At 40.1% G+C, this 16,657-nt stretch carries 11 protein-coding genes; 5 read left to right on the forward strand and 6 right to left on the reverse strand.

What is annotated here, in order from left to right:
- The first annotated feature begins 14 nt into the window (after positions 1-14).
- Positions 15-2,021, forward strand: a complete 2,007-nt coding sequence (locus FS736_RS06120; protein ID WP_144475460.1) for a methyl-accepting chemotaxis protein — start codon at positions 15-17, stop codon at positions 2,019-2,021.
- Between the two features lie 367 nt (positions 2,022-2,388).
- On the opposite strand, the gene FS736_RS06125 is transcribed toward FS736_RS06120, so the two are convergent.
- Positions 2,389-3,363 (reverse strand): aromatic ring-hydroxylating dioxygenase subunit alpha, encoded by a 975-nt coding sequence (locus tag FS736_RS06125; protein ID WP_144475461.1) that lies wholly within the window; start codon positions 3,361-3,363, stop codon positions 2,389-2,391.
- A 191-nt stretch (positions 3,364-3,554) separates the two neighbouring features.
- Between FS736_RS06125 and FS736_RS06130 the strand changes: the two genes are divergently transcribed.
- From FS736_RS06130 to FS736_RS06140, 3 genes are all read left to right on the forward strand, one after another.
- The gene (locus tag FS736_RS06130) at positions 3,555-4,919 is read left to right on the forward strand and encodes a uracil-xanthine permease family protein (RefSeq protein WP_144475462.1); all 1,365 of its coding nucleotides are present in this window, start codon (positions 3,555-3,557) and stop codon (positions 4,917-4,919) included.
- 131 nt (positions 4,920-5,050) lie between these two features.
- A complete protein-coding gene (locus FS736_RS06135) occupies positions 5,051-6,163 on the forward strand; it encodes a nitric oxide synthase oxygenase (RefSeq protein WP_144475463.1) in 1,113 nt (370 codons plus the stop codon).
- 25 nt (positions 6,164-6,188) lie between these two features.
- A complete protein-coding gene (locus FS736_RS06140) occupies positions 6,189-6,527 on the forward strand; it encodes a DsrE family protein (RefSeq protein WP_144475464.1) in 339 nt (112 codons plus the stop codon).
- Between the two features lie 118 nt (positions 6,528-6,645).
- Here the strand turns inward: FS736_RS06140 and FS736_RS06145 are convergent, their stop codons facing one another.
- From FS736_RS06145 to FS736_RS06160, 4 genes are all read right to left on the reverse strand, one after another.
- Positions 6,646-7,977, reverse strand: a complete 1,332-nt coding sequence (locus FS736_RS06145; protein WP_144475465.1) for a CoA-disulfide reductase — start codon at positions 7,975-7,977, stop codon at positions 6,646-6,648.
- Between the two features lie 161 nt (positions 7,978-8,138).
- Complete coding sequence (locus tag FS736_RS06150) at positions 8,139-8,966, reverse strand: hypothetical protein (RefSeq protein ID WP_144475466.1); 828 nt, start codon at positions 8,964-8,966, stop codon at positions 8,139-8,141.
- 313 nt (positions 8,967-9,279) lie between these two features.
- On the reverse strand, positions 9,280-10,095 hold the full coding sequence (locus tag FS736_RS06155) for a hypothetical protein (protein ID WP_144475467.1): 816 nt from the start codon (positions 10,093-10,095) through the stop codon (positions 9,280-9,282).
- A gap of 323 nt (positions 10,096-10,418) precedes the next feature.
- Complete coding sequence (locus FS736_RS06160; RefSeq protein ID WP_144475468.1) at positions 10,419-14,165, reverse strand: AAA domain-containing protein; 3,747 nt, start codon at positions 14,163-14,165, stop codon at positions 10,419-10,421.
- Between the two features lie 433 nt (positions 14,166-14,598).
- On the opposite strand from FS736_RS06160, the gene FS736_RS06165 reads away from it, so the two are divergent.
- Entirely contained in the window at positions 14,599-15,003 is a 405-nt protein-coding gene (locus tag FS736_RS06165) for a hypothetical protein (RefSeq protein WP_260983535.1), read from the forward strand.
- A gap of 114 nt (positions 15,004-15,117) precedes the next feature.
- Here the strand turns inward: FS736_RS06165 and FS736_RS06170 are convergent, their stop codons facing one another.
- The gene (locus FS736_RS06170) at positions 15,118-16,584 is read right to left on the reverse strand and encodes a GIY-YIG nuclease family protein (RefSeq protein ID WP_144475469.1); all 1,467 of its coding nucleotides are present in this window, start codon (positions 16,582-16,584) and stop codon (positions 15,118-15,120) included.
- Between the last annotated feature and the right edge of the window lie 73 nt (positions 16,585-16,657).

The raw sequence follows: 16,657 nt of genomic DNA on the forward strand, positions 1-16,657 counted from the left end.
AGGGGGACAAAAGAATGTTTAAGAAAATTCAAACGAAGATTATGCTTACAATGAGTGTGCTTATTGCAGTCACGCTGATAGGAGTCTCGGCACTCACGTATTTTCAAACGAAAAGAGAAATTCTATCTAATGTAAATACAAGCTCCAAATCTCAAATCGACGATTTAAAAAGTAATATCGATCTTTATCTTAATTTTTATGGCAGTACGGTTGACCGCTATAGCAAAGATAACCGGATAGTTGAATATTTAAAAGAAGTGAAGCAGAACGAAAAAACAGGCATTGAAACATATTGGCCTATTGTGAGCAGTGATTTTGAGAATTTTATGGGACTTAATCAAAACGTAGCTGTTATTTACGTTGGGGCTGAAACAAAACAATTTAAAACGACCCCAGTGATTGATTTGCCGGCGGACTTTGATCCGACTGGACGGCCATGGTATACAGCTGCTCTTAAATCACCGGATAAAGCACTTTGGACAGAACCATACCTTGATGCCAGTTCGGGTGAATATGTGGTTACGGTTGTTAAACCCGTTTTAGATCCAGCATCGAAGCAAGTCCTGGGTGTTGTAGGATTAGATTTAAGCTTATCAGGTTTGTCAGAAATGATTAATAAGACCGCAGTAGGATATAAAGGCTACTCCTTGCTTTTGGATAGCAATGGAATGGCACTCGTCCATCCAAAAGCACAGGGCAAGGATTTGAGTAAGAAACCATATTTCTCTGTATTGAAAGAAAAGGACGCTGGTTTTACATTATTTGACGAAGGTAAAACAGAAAACCAGCTATTTTACCAAACGTTAGACCAGACAAACTGGAAAATTGGAATGGTGTATGAAACAAACGAATTATTGGCAAGTGCACAAAAGCTAAGAAATTTAATTCTAATCATCGCTTCATTGACCGTTCTCGCCAGTCTTGCCATTACTTATTTCCTGGCAAGAAGTATCGCCAATCCAATCACGCTGTTGAATAGCCGGGTCCAAAAGGTTGCTCAAGGCGACCTAACCGTCAATGTAGTGGCAAATTCTAAGGATGAAACCGGACAGCTTACCGAACATTTCAATGTGATGGTCAAGAATATGCGTACACTCATTTCATCTGTAGAACATTCAGTTGAAAGCGTAAATGATTCTGCTTCGAGTTTAACGGCTGTGGCTGAAGAAACCATCGCTGCAAGTGAGGAAGTGGCCAAAGCGATTGGTGAGGTGGCTGCAGGAGCTACACAGCAAGCCCAGGATTCTGATGAAGCAAATCATCGTACTGTAAGCCTGTCTCTGCAAATTGAAAAAGTCCAGGAGAGCATGGATCAGATGACAGGCCTATCAAAACAAGCGGAGAAAACAAATCATCAAGGACTTGAACAAATGAAGTCCCTTAGGCATAGTACCGGAGAAAGTGATGAAGTCATTAAGAATGTAGGCAATGTCATTAACAAGCTGGCTTCAAAAGTTCAAGAAATAGAGCAGGTTATCCATTCCATAACGGAAATTTCCGAACAAACAAATCTGCTTGCTTTAAATGCAAGTATTGAAGCAGCAAGGGCTGGCGACAGCGGAAGAGGCTTTGCCGTTGTGGCAGAGGAAGTCCGAAAACTGGCGGAGCAGTCGGCAAAAGCGGCACAACAAGTTAAAATCACCATTTCCTCCATCGAAAACGAAACCAATATCGTCGTGAAGGAAATGGAACAAACGCTTAAAATTTCCCATTTGCAAAACGAAGCAGTCAGCCATACAGAAATTGCTTTTAACGAAATCTCTGAGACCATTCATCATATTGTTCAATCCATTGATACAATAAAGGCGGATGTAGCGAATATCAATGAGCTAAAAGACGATGTAGTGGCATCCATTCAAAGCATCGCCTCCGTTGCGGAACAATCAGCAGCTTCATCTGAACAGGTTAGTGCATCCACTGATGAACAGGTACGTGCGTTAGGTTCAGTCACCCAATCTGCCATAGAGCTTAATGAGTCCAGTGCCGAATTAGCCGCATTGATCAAACAGTTTAAAATTTGATAACAACTTTCATTGTTCTGTTGATCTAAATATAGAAGCTGAATACCCGAGGAGTCCATACTTCATAAAGAAGTATGGACTTTCTTAATTAGGCCAATGGGCAGCCATACGAATCTCAGAAGTGTAAATCTCCATTTTCACAGTACGATGAGCGACGGGACGTATCTTTGCTCCTAAAAAAACTGGACACAGGTACAGTTCTAAACATTTTTCCTCATTATTCAAGACACAAGAACCTTCCTATCCTCTCCCTTTTTAGAACGTACACTTATTATGAACCGAAGATTCTCCTCCCTGGTCTTCTCTACACTTTAAAATGAAAAGAGAGCACAGGGTACGTTCCCATGCTCCCATTTGTATAATACTTTTACGCCGTACCCAGACTGACTCCAAGCTCTTTTAAATACTGTCTGTATGCAATGCTCATCCGGTCACAGACTAGTGAAAGCTCGACTTGCAGATCAAGCGGCAGCTCCTCAGGCTTTTGGTTTTCAACTACCGGTTTGTCTTGTGCGAAAATCTCATTTTGAAATTCGACGATTTCGGTATCAGAAAGGCCTGTCTCATAGTTAAAGGAGAGAATTCCGTAGGCCACTGATGTGTTTTCACTTTCAGGACGCACTGTTAAAAGGATGGTCATTTCCGTGTTATTTTCACGATCTCTTTTTGTGAATTTAACCGTCAAAGGACGAACAATTTCATAAGTGTAATAAACATATTTCGGTTTTCCTGATCCATCAGGATCTGGCTGATAGATTGGTATTTCGTCTGAAAAAATTCGGTTATCGGTCCGATTCACGGCATAATCTTCTATGATTCGATGGCTATCGGTTCCTAAAAAGCCCTCATGGACCACCGCCAGATGGCCTACATCCAGGAAATTTTCGATGATACGAGGTGGCTTTGCCTCAACGGATTGCGGTCCCCAGATCACATTATGCCAGCTGTCCTCTTCCATTTCCTCATATAAGAAAAGCTCTGGCTGATTATTGGCTAGATTCACCCAAATAAATCCATACTTCTCGATGCATGAATAGGAAATGGTTTTTGCCTTCTTAGGAATCGCACGTCCTTCAGGAAGCTGCGGGATGTTCACACATTCTCCATCCTGGTTATATTCCCAGGCATGGTATGGGCAAACAAGGCAATCATTTTTCACTTCTCCCAAAGACAAGGCAGCTCCCCTATGTATGCATAAATCCTTGAATGCATGTACACCTTCACTATTTCTGAAAATCGCTAACCGTTCTCCCATAATGATGACCTGTACAGGCTTTTCCTTTAGGTCTTCAGCTCTGCAGGCAACAATCCAGTCTGCCCGCAATACATGATCTTGCTGCATTTCCTTCTCCCCCACATCCGTTTTTATGACTTTATTGTAATGGAAATTCATTTGCCGGTCAACCAAAATACGAACAATAAAATATAATAAAATAAAATTATTCGTTTTTTATATACAAACTTCATTCATTTCTATATAATCCAGTTAAAAAGATAACAAAACACGAATCATTTAAAGGGAGGCAGACTTGATTGGACAAGAAACAGGATCATAACATTATCATTGGTGTCGATGATAAAATCAGCTACAGCAAAGCATTTGTATTGGGCTTACAGCATGTGCTGGCAATGGATTTATACATAGCACCGATCATTATTGCAGGCCTTTTAGCATTGAGCACCGAAAACACGTCATTTTTCATTCAGATGTGCTTTTTAGCCACTGGAATTGCTACACTGATCCAAACTGGCGCGGGAATTAAACTACCTGTCGTACAAGGGCCATCTTATGTGCCAATCGGAGCCATCGCGGCCATTGGAGGAAAGCTGGGCCTCGGCGCCATAGCCGGAAGTTTGATACCGGGTGCGATTATCATTGCTCTTCTTGGCTACCCATTAAAATGGTTCGCCAAAGCAGTCCGGAAGATCATCCCTCCACTTGTAGGCGGAACAGTGATCATCATTGTCGGGATTGCGTTAATGCCAATCGGCCTCAATAATATTTATCATTCATCAGGCAATATTGGCGAAAACATTCTTGTTGCTGCAATCTCTGCAGGAGTCCTGGTCATTTGTATGCTGCTGGGCCGCAAAAGACATGGGCTAGGAACATTTTTCCGTCTCGTTTCCGTCATTATTGCGATTATTGCCGGAACAGTTGCCGCAAGCTTGTTTGGCGGAGTTGACTTCTCGCCGGTTAAAAGTGCAAGCTGGTTCTCCTTGCCAACATTATTTCCATTCGGGAAACCTATTTTTGATGTAAGTGCCATCATTACCATTGTATTCGTATACCTAATTATCCTGATTGAAACAACAGGAACATGGTTCGTCGTTTCCACTGTTACAGGAAAAGAGCTTGATGAAAGGCGACTGAACCGTGCTTCTGTCGGTGAAGGGCTTGGATGCTTCGTCGGTGCACTGTTCGGAAGCACGCCTATGACAGGCTACTCCTCTAATGCAGGATTGCTTGCAATCACAGGTGTAGCCAGCAGATTGGCCATTATGGCGAGCGGTGTCATCCTTATAGGTTTGGGGCTTATCCCTAAGCTTTCCACTGCTATCACATGCATACCTGAGCCTGTTATCAACGGAATTTTCGGCATCGTCTGTGTGGCGATCGTGACAAACGGCATGAAAGTGATTCAGCCGCTCAATATTGACGACCGCAACATGATGGTCATCGGCCTTCCAATCCTGTTGACCATTGGGGCAACCCTTTTGCCAAAAGAAGTCCTATACAGCATGCCAGACTGGGCTAACTATATCTTAGCTTCCGGAATTACTGTCGGTGCCCTGGCAGCCGTGCTGCTGAATTTGATCATACCAGCAGAAAAAACCACACAAGCCTCAGAAACAAACAAAGAAGAAGCGTACAAGGTTCCAGGACTTGATACTTAAGGATACAAAGAAGAAGCAAAGGGCGCTTAAACTGCATCCTTTGCTTCTTTTTTTATTCCCTGCATACAGGGGACATGAGATCCCCATATCCCACTTCGATTTATTAATAATGCGGCCTTCATGCTAAAATAATGACGAGATCAGTAACAGGAGGTTCAGCCTTGGGTAATCAGTTGGTCATTGAAGCAGAAAGATTTATACGGAACTGTTATGTAGAACTGCAAAAATCGGAAAAGGAAGCCGAAACGAGAATTCATTTAATTAAGCAGGAGATTTTTCAAACCGGAACTTATGAACATACTTTCGAGGAACTTGAACATGGCGCGAAAATGGCATGGAGGAATAGCAACCGCTGCATCGGCCGTCTTTTTTGGGACAGCTTGACGGTGTTTGATGCTCGAGGTCTGCAACAAGAAGAACAAATAAAGGATGCCCTGTTCCATCATATAGAATTTGCAACGAATCAGGGGCGGATTAGACCGGCAATCACCATTTTTAAGCAAAAAAAGAACGAAAAGGATTTTGTCCGGATCTGGAACCATCAGCTCGTGCGGTATGCTGGTTATGAAACGGAGACTGGCATCATCGGTGATTCAAGCTCTATTGATTTTACAAAAGTGTGTGAACAACTTGGCTGGGCAGGGGCTGAAACAGATTTTGACATCCTGCCCCTGGTTATTCAAGTCGAAGGCAATCCGCCAAAATACTACCCCATACCCGAAAGCCTAGTGCTTGAGGTCCCGTTGCGCCATGAGGAATTTGAATGGTTCGAGGAATTAGGATTAAAATGGTATGCCGTTCCGTTCATATCCGATATGAAGCTGGAAATTGGCGGAATAGAATATTCAGCTGCTCCATTCAACGGCTGGTATATGGGAACAGAAATAGGGGCACGAAATTTGGCAGATGAAAACCGCTACAATCTATTGCCAAGAATCGCAGATCATATGGGATTAAATATGAAGAAGAATGCTTCCTTATGGAAAGATCGCGCCCTTATTGAACTTAATAGTAGTGTTCTCTATTCCTTTAATGAAGACAGAGTGGCAATTGTCGATCACCATACTGCTGGAATGCAATTCAAAGTTTTTGAAGAGAAGGAAAAGGGAGCTGGAAGGAAATTGACAGGGGACTGGACATGGCTTATTCCCCCAGTATCTCCTGCTACGACACATATTTTCCATAAATCATATGAAAACGAAATCATGAAGCCAAATTATTTTTATCAGGATAAACCCTATTAATCATATTTCATTGGAGGACTAAAAAATGAAAAACAAAGTAATCTTGTTATCATCCGACCAGCTTGGAAAAGGTGAGCCAACTTTAGGTGAAGGACTTTTAGAAACTTTTTTCACGCTCCTAAAGCAACAGGGGGAACTGCCTGTCGCTGTATTCTGCATGAACAGAGGTGTATTCGCTCTAACGGAAAGCTCATTCGTTTCTCTCCACTTAAAAGAACTGGAAGAAAAGGGTTTAGACGTACTCGCCTGTAAAACATGTGTAGACCATTATGAACTAAACGACAAACTCGCAGCCGGCAAAATCAGCGGAATGGCGGACTTCATTAAGCTAGCCTCACAATATGAAGTATTGACATTGTCGTAAAAGGAAATAAGCGGAGCACGGGGACGGGAGCACTAGAAGCAGAGGGACGTACCTTTTACTTCCAGAAAAGGGCACAAAATGTTCCTCCTCTTGCCCCACTTATTCATATTATTCCCACCTACTCCACTCTCCTAGCCGCCTGCTGAATAGGATCCCACACCCCATTATACGGGGGAGCATACGCCAAATCTAAATCAAGCAGCTCTTCGGTCGTCATAGAATGGAATATGGCCGTCGCTAGGACATCGATTCGTTTATCGACGCCATTTCCCCCAATAATTTGCCCGCCAAGAACCTTGTGTGTCTCTTTATGATAGACAAGCTTCAATTTCATTTTTTTATCATCCGGATAATACCCAGCGATATCAGTTGCTGTGATGGTTACAGAGCCATAGGGGATGTTCAGCATTTTTGCCTCTTTTTCTGATAGCCCTGTTCTCCCCAGGGTTAGATCGAAAAACTTAATAATGGATGTGCCTACTATTCCTTTAAAGGTTTTATGTACATCAACCATGTTTAATCCGGCGATTTGCCCTTGCTTATTGGCATGTGTGCCCAATGGGACATGATCATCCTTTTCTTTTACCCGGTGATATTGTGTGGCACAATCTCCTGCCGCGTAGATATCCTCGATACTGGTTTGCATATAGGCATTTACCTGGATCGCGGCATTTTCGATGGTTTTGATACCCGTCCCTTCTAAAAATGAAGTATTAGGCTTCACACCTACAGCGACCAGTACCAAATCTGTTTCATACTCTCCTTTATCGGTTTTCACAGATTCCACATGGTCACTTCCACCGAATGCTTCCACGGATTCACCCATTTTCAAAACAATTTTTTGTTTTACTGCTTCATCATGCATCAGTTCCGCCATGTCTGGATCAAATATTTTGGCCAATTGCTCATTTCTTTCAATGATCGTTACCTTCTTGCCGAGCTCCGCAAAACTTTCGGCCATCTCAAGCCCAATGTATCCGCCACCAATCACCGTCACATTATGTATATCTCTTTCCAAATAATCCATTATTGCCTTGGCATCAGGGATGGTTTTTAATGAGAAAATACCTGGAAGTGTCACACCTTCCCACTCTGGAACAACCGAGCTTACACCTGTCGCAATCAGAAGGCGGTCATATGGAAGGCTAAACGTTTCACCATTACTATGGTTTACTCCACTTACCATTTTATTTTCCACGTCTACCTTCTGGACTTCATGATATACCCGTGCATCAATGCCATACTTCTCTTTAAAAGCAGACGGAGTGCGAGCGATTAACTCATCTGTGGACTCAATCTTCCCACTGATCACATAAGGCAGACCGCATTGTCCGTATGAATACACGCCTCCCTTTTCCAATACAGTGATCTCATGTCCAGAGCTGTTTCGCACCATTTGCATCGCAGCACTCATACCCGCTGCATCTCCACCAATAATAAGTATTTTCATCTTCATCCCTCCATTCCTTGTGTATCCATTTATGATTGAGTTTTAAACATTTATATCTATATATAGGTGACTTTAGAAAAATCCACCCTTTTTATCTTTGGAAAAAATAATTCCCCGTCATTGCCATTAATGTAACTGATTGGATTTATGTAATCGCGACCTTAACCAACCTGCATCTCATATAGCTCCTCAAAATAAAGCTCCTGGAACTTCTTATTCAAAATCCCGGTAAAATAAGCAATCGGATTCTTCACTTCCACCTTTGATTTCAGCTTCCGTACGAGCTGCCTGAAGGAGTCAAGTGATACTGATAACAGGAGGTCGGTGTCTTTTTCAAAGTTGTTACGGTATGCAGCGACCTTGCTCATCCGCCAGAATTCCTCAATCGACTTTGCGGCTGGGTAAAAGTATTTTACAAGATTGACGAATTCGCATGGAACCCGATCACTGACAAATAGATGGTCCTCTCGTGCTTGTTCAGCAATGGGTTTTACCCCTGTGATTTCTGATGATTTTTCTTCAGCAGCCTTTTCTTCACGTTTATTTTTCTTTTTAATGTTAGTTTCAGAAGGAATGATAGTTTTATATTGGAGGCTCAATTGATCGCCAGCCGGTAGTTCATTCATCGGGAAACGATTGAATACATACAGGTTGCTAGACTGTGAGCCATTCTTGCGCGCAGTTTCATATACAGTGAAAATACCAATTCCACTAGCCTTCAGGATCATCCTTTTAAAAGTAGAACGGGAAATCCCCATCTCCCCATACTCCTCATAAATCGCCTTAAGGACCGTTCCGATCTTGGCATTCGCCACCCCAGGAACCTTCGCAGCAAAACGAGCCAGCCGCTTCAAGCCAATCAACTCACCCTTACTGAAAAAACGCTTCTTATCCGCCATCCACATCTCAAAATGGTTGTTAAACTCCTTCAACGAACCAAACTGAGAATACTCCGCAAAACTCTCAATAACCGCCGATTTAATTGTCATGCTAATGCACCACCCTTTCACCCTTTATATATGGATGAGAGGGTAGAAAGGATAGGTTGGGAGATGGAGGATTGTGGCGGTTTTGTGAACAGTTAGATAGGAATTTTCAGAGCAAAGTGGGCTGGTTTATGAAAAAAAAACGATAAACAGCTTGAACTGCTTATCGTTTTTTTGGATTTCTAAATTTTATTTAGACTCTTAAATGATGCAATTCCTAACTTGGAATTTTAGCGGATTGTGTATCCACTTAATACTTTATCTCAACTTTCGACCGAGACACTAGAACTGTCCCTATGTCTCTTTGGTTTCTAAATTAATGGGATTCTATTTTTGTTCTTGATTCTTTATATTCTTTGTAATCATCGGCCATCCCTTTTGCCAATCTATCAATTGCAATAAAAATAGTTAGTATTAGGAAAATAAAATAATCATTAACATCATTTTTATTTTCAATTTCTAATAATACCTGGAAATCTTGATAACTTTTGTTAAAGGATAAGATTAGCAAAATGAAATAAGCAAGAATCCTTCTTAAGTTTTGGGATGTCTTATCAAATGAGATTAGATATACCCACGCAGCAAGACCCACTGGAACAAAAATTAAAATTAAATACCCTGCTTGATATGGCATCCCCTTAAAAGTTATCAGACCAATAAATAATATGTATATCACAAGAATAAGGACCATAAAACCAATAGCTGTTTTTCCTAATAAAAGAGTAATACGATTAATAAAATAATTTTCTTTGTTAATTTTATAGATAAGGTCATTTAAAAGACTCTTATATTTTGGTTCTTTTAGTTTACTTTTTAATTCAGTCACAAAAGATGAAATTATCACGATAATCACAGAGTACACCAACATGGCTATAGTTATTAAAATATTATTTTTTATTACTAAGGTATAAACCATCGCTCCTAAATATATTAAGGTAAGGACTATAAAAAAACCTTCAATAACTAATAAAGCTTTTTGGTAATTTGAAACTTTTTTGATTAAGAATAAAGATAGTTTATTTCCCATCCATTCTAAAAAGGGAAATATTATTTTATTCAGAATAAAATAAGATAGTGTAATTGAAACTCCAATAAATATTAAGTATAAACAGAAAGCAACTAAATCACTCATGTGAATCTCCTTAACCTTTTTATTGATTATTATAATAATACAGTCTGCATCTTATAAAAATCATATAACTTCTACTCTCTCCTCCCTTGATGATCCAGCTTCCACCCAGTGAGGTTGCCAACTACCTAGTAGTTTCGGTGTTATCTACTTCCTCCTTTCGTCAATCCTATTCGACAAAAAGAAACAATACCCCTCCTATTATTTAACATAAATAAAGCATACCCCTTGCTATCTATCTTCCCGTCCCAATCCCACAACTCCTATAAGAACTTATAGAAATTGTCATAAAAATGGCCCGTACCCAAGGTCCAGGCCTCCTCAATTTATTTAACTACTTTCTCCCTAACCTCATTACTCTTCAACAACTTTTTAACCTTCATATCAATTCTTTCAATTTCAGTAGTAGGATTCTTCCACCAGTTCCGGCTCCAGATCCGTTCGATTGTCCAGCCTCTGCTTTCAAGGAAGCGCTGGCGATAGACGTCTCTTTCTTTGGCATTGGCGGAGCTGTGATACATGGCACCGTCACACTCAATCCCCAGGATATATTTCGAATGATCATTCGGATCCACGATGGCCAAATCAATTCGATATCCTGACATCCCTACTTGCGTGACGACTTCGTAGCCAAGGTTTCTTAGCTGCTTATACACCTGCTCTTCGAATGGCGAGTCGAAATGTAATTCTTGTTCCTGTACATGCGTGTTCACATTTTCGTTAATTTCTTGGACGACAGCATTGATTTGTGCAGGCAGGGCAGCAGCAACTGCTTTCACGAATTTCAAATAGGACTTTAACAGTTTCGGTCCCAGACCAGCAGTACCAGCTACATTCAGCTCCTCTGGCTCGACACTTGAAACAACCATGATCTCTTCCTTGGCACGAGTGATCGCCACATTCAAGCGGTTCTCTCCACCTTTTTGATTAAGCATTCCAAATCGGTTGTAAATCCTACCTTCTTCATTTTTGGCATAACCAATAGAAAATAAGATGATATCCCGCTCGTCTCCCTGGACATTCTCGATGTTTTTCACAAACACCCGTTCATCCAGATCCCTGGACATCATTTTGTTATAAACAGCACTGAATTTTTCATCTTCTCCTGCCATTTTTTCAATTAAGTCCAGGATTTTCGTTTGCTGTTTGGCATTGAAGGTAATAATACCGACCGTCTTGTTCGGCCGCTTTTCAAAGATATCCTTCAGAGTTTTAACTACTTCAATGGCTTCTACCTCATTGCACTGGTTAATCCATCGACCATCTACTTTTTTCCACTCCATCGCAGGCGGTTTCTTGAATGGGACTACGTTAGGAGCAATTTGGACGTGACCATTGTAGAAAGCATGATTAGAGAAATTGATTAATTCCTCATATTTTGAGCGGTAATGCCATTGCAAAATCTTTTCCGGGAACCTTCTTTTCGCCAAGTTCAGTAAGCTGACAGACTCATCTGTATCATATTGTTCTTCCTCGTCATCATCATTCACTATAGAGGATTGGAACATATTAAATGGAGGAAGTTGCTTTTCATCTCCTGCTACAATGAGCTGTTTGGCTCGGTAAACTGCCGGAATTCCGCTCTCCACAGTACATTGGGAAGCTTCATCAAAAATCACCAAATCAAATAGTCCTTCTTCTAATGGGAAGATCGAGGAAACAATCTCCGGCGATGCAAGCCACACAGGCAGAATATCCACCAATCCATCACTGGCAAATCCGTTAACCAGTTTACGCAGCGACCAAATCATTCGCTTTTTGCCAACTTGGTGTTTTAGATCCTTCACTTTTTTTGCATTCCGCAGTTGGGTCATATTCACATTGGAAGTCAAAGTATGGATTAAAAACTGTGTAGCCGCTTTTCGCTTTTCATCTACCAGCTTGGCAAACGACTCTCGGATTCTTGCAAACTCATTTGTCGACACCTTTTTCACTTGAGGATACTTTTGCTCGGTTTGATCGATCCAATGCACATAGGCTGAATTTCGGAAAAGGTCCACCCAATAGTCAGGCAGCCCTAGCTCGGTGTTATTGTTTTTTGTCTGCAGCTTTAAAATCACTTTTTTCTCAATTTCTGAGCATTGTGCCCAATAACTATCCATCTGCTGAAGATCCTCGAAGTCGCTGTGGATATATTCCACCATTTTATCTAGTTCGTTTAAAGGAATATCTCCTTCAGAAATGCGATTCTTAAAATCTTCTACTAAACTCTGATCAAAGTACCTTTTTAGACGCTCTATTTCATCCGCCATCGTTTTCGTTTCCTTACCAAGTTGGTGCATCGTCATCAGGGACTTTTTGATTTTCAGCCACTCCGTAGAACTAGTACCTTTAAATTTCTCGCCTTCAATCAGTTCTTCGATTATTGACTTACCGGAAAAAGATGTCCACCACCATAACCTCAATCCTTGCAATGTCCGTTTGTTGGCTTCCTCAAGATCCGGGTATATTTTATCCAGCTTATTCTGCACTAACCAGGTATAAGCAGGAGTAATCTTCTCATGATCAAGCGATTCCAGATACTCAACCGATTTCCTCGCACGTAGGATTAATTGATCCATCAACTCGATCAGTTCCAACTTGTCTTTCATGCTTAGCTCCGCAAAGGATTTACACTTCTTTAACTGGTAGGAATCATCCCCAAACCGTTCATACCATTCTGCAAAGGTAAACACCTTCTCAGAAACGTCGTCTAAAATATCCCGGTTCAACGAAGGCAATACGTCGGTTAAGTCAACAATTTGTGTTGTTTCCCCGACTGGATTGGCTTTCCCGTATAAATCGTACAAACGGAAGCCAAAATCCTGATACTCATACAGCGAATTAGCAATACTATTCAACAAATCCTCTTGAGAAGCTAGTTTTTTGGAGACGGATGCTAAAAACTGGACCGCCTGCTCATATGTGATCTGATTATGTTCCAATACGGTGGAAATCTTACTATAAAGTTTCTTTCGATCATTCTTCTCGTCATGCACTAGGGCAATATGACCGCTTAACCCCAGTCCATCTAGCCTCTGATAAACCACGTCTAAAGCCGCACGCTTTTGGCAGACGACGAGAACTTTCTTCCCCTGCTTCAAGGCATCAGTAATCAGGTTGACAATCACTTGGGACTTCCCGGTACCAGGTGGCCCATGAACAACAATTCCTTTTTTATAGCGGGCTTCCTTGAGAATCTCCTCTTGTGATCCGTCCGCTTCCAGGAGGTTGAGAATGTCAGGATTCTCACGTTCTGAAGGATCCTCGACATTTTCTGCTCCTTCATTGAATTCAAGGTCATCAGGTGAAATTAATTCGCCCGCTAATCCTAATGTCCCTTTCTCCGACATATCAATGAGTGCATCATAATCTTTTACCAGGGAAGAACTGCCCTGTGGGAAATTCCCAATCACGGCATTTTCTAATAACGTCAGGTTGGCCACTTCAGGTTCGTCTACTTTTTTATATTCCTTTAACTTTGTCAGGCCGTTTTGGGTAAAGTGAATGTTTATATCACGTTCTTTTAAGAACGTAAGCCAGGATTGATAGTCATAGTTCTTAGCCACCTCTGCAGCTTCCTCAAAGAAATCTTCAGTAAATATGAGGTTATTCAGCTTCTTAAATGCCAAAAATAAAGTACGATTAATCTGCGGTTCCCCTTCATCCCGCTTCAATACCCATTTTTGAGAATTAACATTGTTCTTTTCAATCCTGACGGGATATAAAAACAAAGGAGCCTGAAAAAATGTCCCATCTGCCAAAGTACCTGACAAAAACGGAAAACCTAGATAAAAATCATGAACCCCTGTTTCCTCTTCCATTCCCCTAATGTTTCTACTGAGCTCCGTCAGCTTTCTTGAAATAGCCATCGATTTCTCTTCATCTATCGAGGGCTGCAATAAAACCATTTCACCCTTGCTTTGCTTGATGATTTTCGAGACAATCGACTGACTATCAGCCTCTCCGTCCAATTCGTCCAACTCTGTCAGGTCAAAACTCCATTTATTATAAAGCTTAACCAGCCGAATCGAGCGGTTACGCCTGCTGATATCATTAAGCTTATCCCTCATGTGGATTAATACTTCTTTCATTTCAAAACCTCTTTCTTATTGCCATGTTCTAATATCCCGTTTCATTAATACGCTTCGAAAGAACCTGAAATACCAAGGTTCTTTAAAAGTAAAATAAAATCCCTTGCCAATCGTATATTTTATGTCAAATATTATATCAGATTTTGGAAAAAATTGACGAATAATCTTTAAGTATACCTTTATTTACTACAGAATTAATTATGAAATAATAGAGAATCCTGTAGCATTTTCCAACAAAACTGCATATCATAAAGCTCTTAAAAATAACGTTCCTGAAACTGCGCTGATTTCGAAAGCTACCCGACTAACGTCGTTGAACTAATCTTAGTTTTATAAGATTTTTTCTTTTTTTCCAATTTGATATAATTTAAGTAACACTCCTACGAGATTTATTTTCCTTAGTAATATCATCACTTATAAAAGAGGGTCGTATATGAAAAATAAAACCGTTAATTTAATACAAATAGATTGGCAGGGACCATTTAAAATAGAAGATCTACACCTCTTAAATGATATTTCACACGATTATGGTATATATCAGATTTATGGGAAGCATATCGTTTACGGAAAAGATGTTTTGCTATATATAGGAAAGGCAGATTTTCAAACAATCGGCAATAGGATTTCTCAGGAAAATTGGTGGGACACAAACGATTCAAACCATTTAAAAATATATGCTGGTCGTTTAGCTGGTGAAAAGACTCCAGATGAAGAACAGTGGTCTTATGAAATAGATTTGGCTGAAAAGCTCCTAATCAATGTACATAAACCTGCTTACAACTCCAAAAGTCTTTCATCTATCCCGGTTGAGATACAAGATGTACATATTACTTCCTGAAGTCTCAGGATTACGCTGGACAAGTAAATTAGATCCCCTTTTGTACGATACTTATAAATTAAATACTCCGGTCAAATGATAAAAAAAAGTGAATGGATATCCCATTCACTTTTTTTATATTGATGTAACTAATTTATCTTCCTCAAGACTCAAACTCTGACGATATTCTTCTGCCTTCATAGTTAGAGTGAATTCTGCTGTTGGTTCAATTTCCTGAACCAAATCTTGCAAATTTGCCACATCGGCATAGAAGAACTCTTTTCGAAGATTGATTTTGTTAACTCGATTCTCTTCAAGTAGTTCATGCATTTTCTGTTCTAATGCTACAGCGTTCTCACTAAAGACCATGGCGTGTATATCGAACTTAAATGGAACAGATGCATCTCCTAATTCATCAATACGGTCTAGTGGATTCAACCTTCTAGTCATACCAATTTTAAACATTTTCTCACCAAATGATCCAAGGTTTGATATGACATATACATATCCAGCCTTACCGTTGGCTCTCTTTACAATTTCTTCTTTTTCATCTTCAAGCTTTTCAACCATTTCATTTAATTCTTTTAAACGTGCTTCCAGCGCAGCAATCTTTTCAAGGTCAATTTCCTTGCTTAACATTTCTTTGTTTTTCTCAATCTCATTTAAATACTTTTCTTCTTCTTTTTCAATCTTCTTTCTTTCCTGGTCAAGTAGTCGCTGCTCCTCGGCTTCCTGTCGCATTTGCTCACGAATCTGTCTTTGTTCTTCTTTCTCTTTTTCCTTTTGTATATAATACTTGTATTCTATTTGAATTGCATTTTCAAACAAAGGTTCTAACTCTTGAATAAAGCGCGTAATTGTCGGCAAAATGTTTGCATTTCCGTTTCCGGCAATCGTTAGGTATTTTTGTGTCAGGGATTTAGCTGAGGTCATTGCCTTATCCAGGTTTGTGTAGCTTAGAGTATAAAGTATATTTTGAAGTTCAGCTTGTAACCCAATAACCATTAAGTGATAAATAGTCTTGTTTGCCTTCGTATTATACCTAGATTCATAACTCTCGACTAATTTTTTTATTTCTTTATTGTTGGCGTTCATTTCCTTCTTTAAAGCTTTAGAATCATCATGGTGTAAGTTCAGCTTAACAACAGTACCGTATATCCCCTCGCCCAGAGAAGCTTCTAATACTGCTAACTCACTTTCGATTTTTGTATAATCGACAGCATCAGGGAAATTTTCAATTAACCTTTTAATTCCTCCAGTTTCCGCCTTTAATTTTTTGGCTGCATTCTCTATTCTTTTATACTCTTTTTGTTTTTTCTCTAATACACTTTCTGCTTCCTCGGCTTCATTTCTAAGGTTTGCTATTTTTAATGCAAGTTCAGCATTTTCCTTCTCTGCTTTTTGAATATAGTTATCTGCTTCTTCTTTTGCTGTAGATATAATTTGTGCTGCTTCTTCCTGAATGGATTGCTGAGCCTCTAAAACTGTATTGTTAAAAAGGGAGTCTCTGTCCCTTACCTTTTCTTCAATCTCTGCAAGATAGGATTCCTTTTCTCTTATTGTTTCTTTAAGATTAAGAAGTTCTTTAATCTTTTTAAACATAAATACGCCCCCTAAACATTTACTTATTTTGTAAACCCCTTCTTATAGTAACACTTTTTTCACATACCGGTTT

The sequence above is a fragment of the Cytobacillus oceanisediminis 2691 genome (assembly GCF_007678455.1).
GTDB lineage: Bacteria > Bacillota > Bacilli > Bacillales > Cytobacillaceae > Mesobacillus > Mesobacillus oceanisediminis_A.

Coding starts and splice junctions, on each gene's coding strand:
- FS736_RS06120 (WP_144475460.1), top strand. CDS start 15: ATGTTTAAGAAAATTCAAACGAAGATTATGCTTACAATGAGTGTGCTT.
- FS736_RS06125 (WP_144475461.1), bottom strand. CDS start 3,363: ATGCAGCAAGATCATGTATTGCGGGCAGACTGGATTGTTGCCTGCAGA.
- FS736_RS06135 (WP_144475463.1), top strand. CDS start 5,051: ATGACGAGATCAGTAACAGGAGGTTCAGCCTTGGGTAATCAGTTGGTC.
- FS736_RS06140 (WP_144475464.1), top strand. CDS start 6,189: ATGAAAAACAAAGTAATCTTGTTATCATCCGACCAGCTTGGAAAAGGT.
- FS736_RS06145 (WP_144475465.1), bottom strand. CDS start 7,977: ATGAAAATACTTATTATTGGTGGAGATGCAGCGGGTATGAGTGCTGCG.
- FS736_RS06150 (WP_144475466.1), bottom strand. CDS start 8,966: ATGACAATTAAATCGGCGGTTATTGAGAGTTTTGCGGAGTATTCTCAG.
- FS736_RS06155 (WP_144475467.1), bottom strand. CDS start 10,095: ATGAGTGATTTAGTTGCTTTCTGTTTATACTTAATATTTATTGGAGTT.
- FS736_RS06160 (WP_144475468.1), bottom strand. CDS start 14,165: ATGAAAGAAGTATTAATCCACATGAGGGATAAGCTTAATGATATCAGC.
- FS736_RS06165 (WP_260983535.1), top strand. CDS start 14,599: ATGAAAAATAAAACCGTTAATTTAATACAAATAGATTGGCAGGGACCA.
- FS736_RS06170 (WP_144475469.1), bottom strand. CDS start 16,584: ATGTTTAAAAAGATTAAAGAACTTCTTAATCTTAAAGAAACAATAAGA.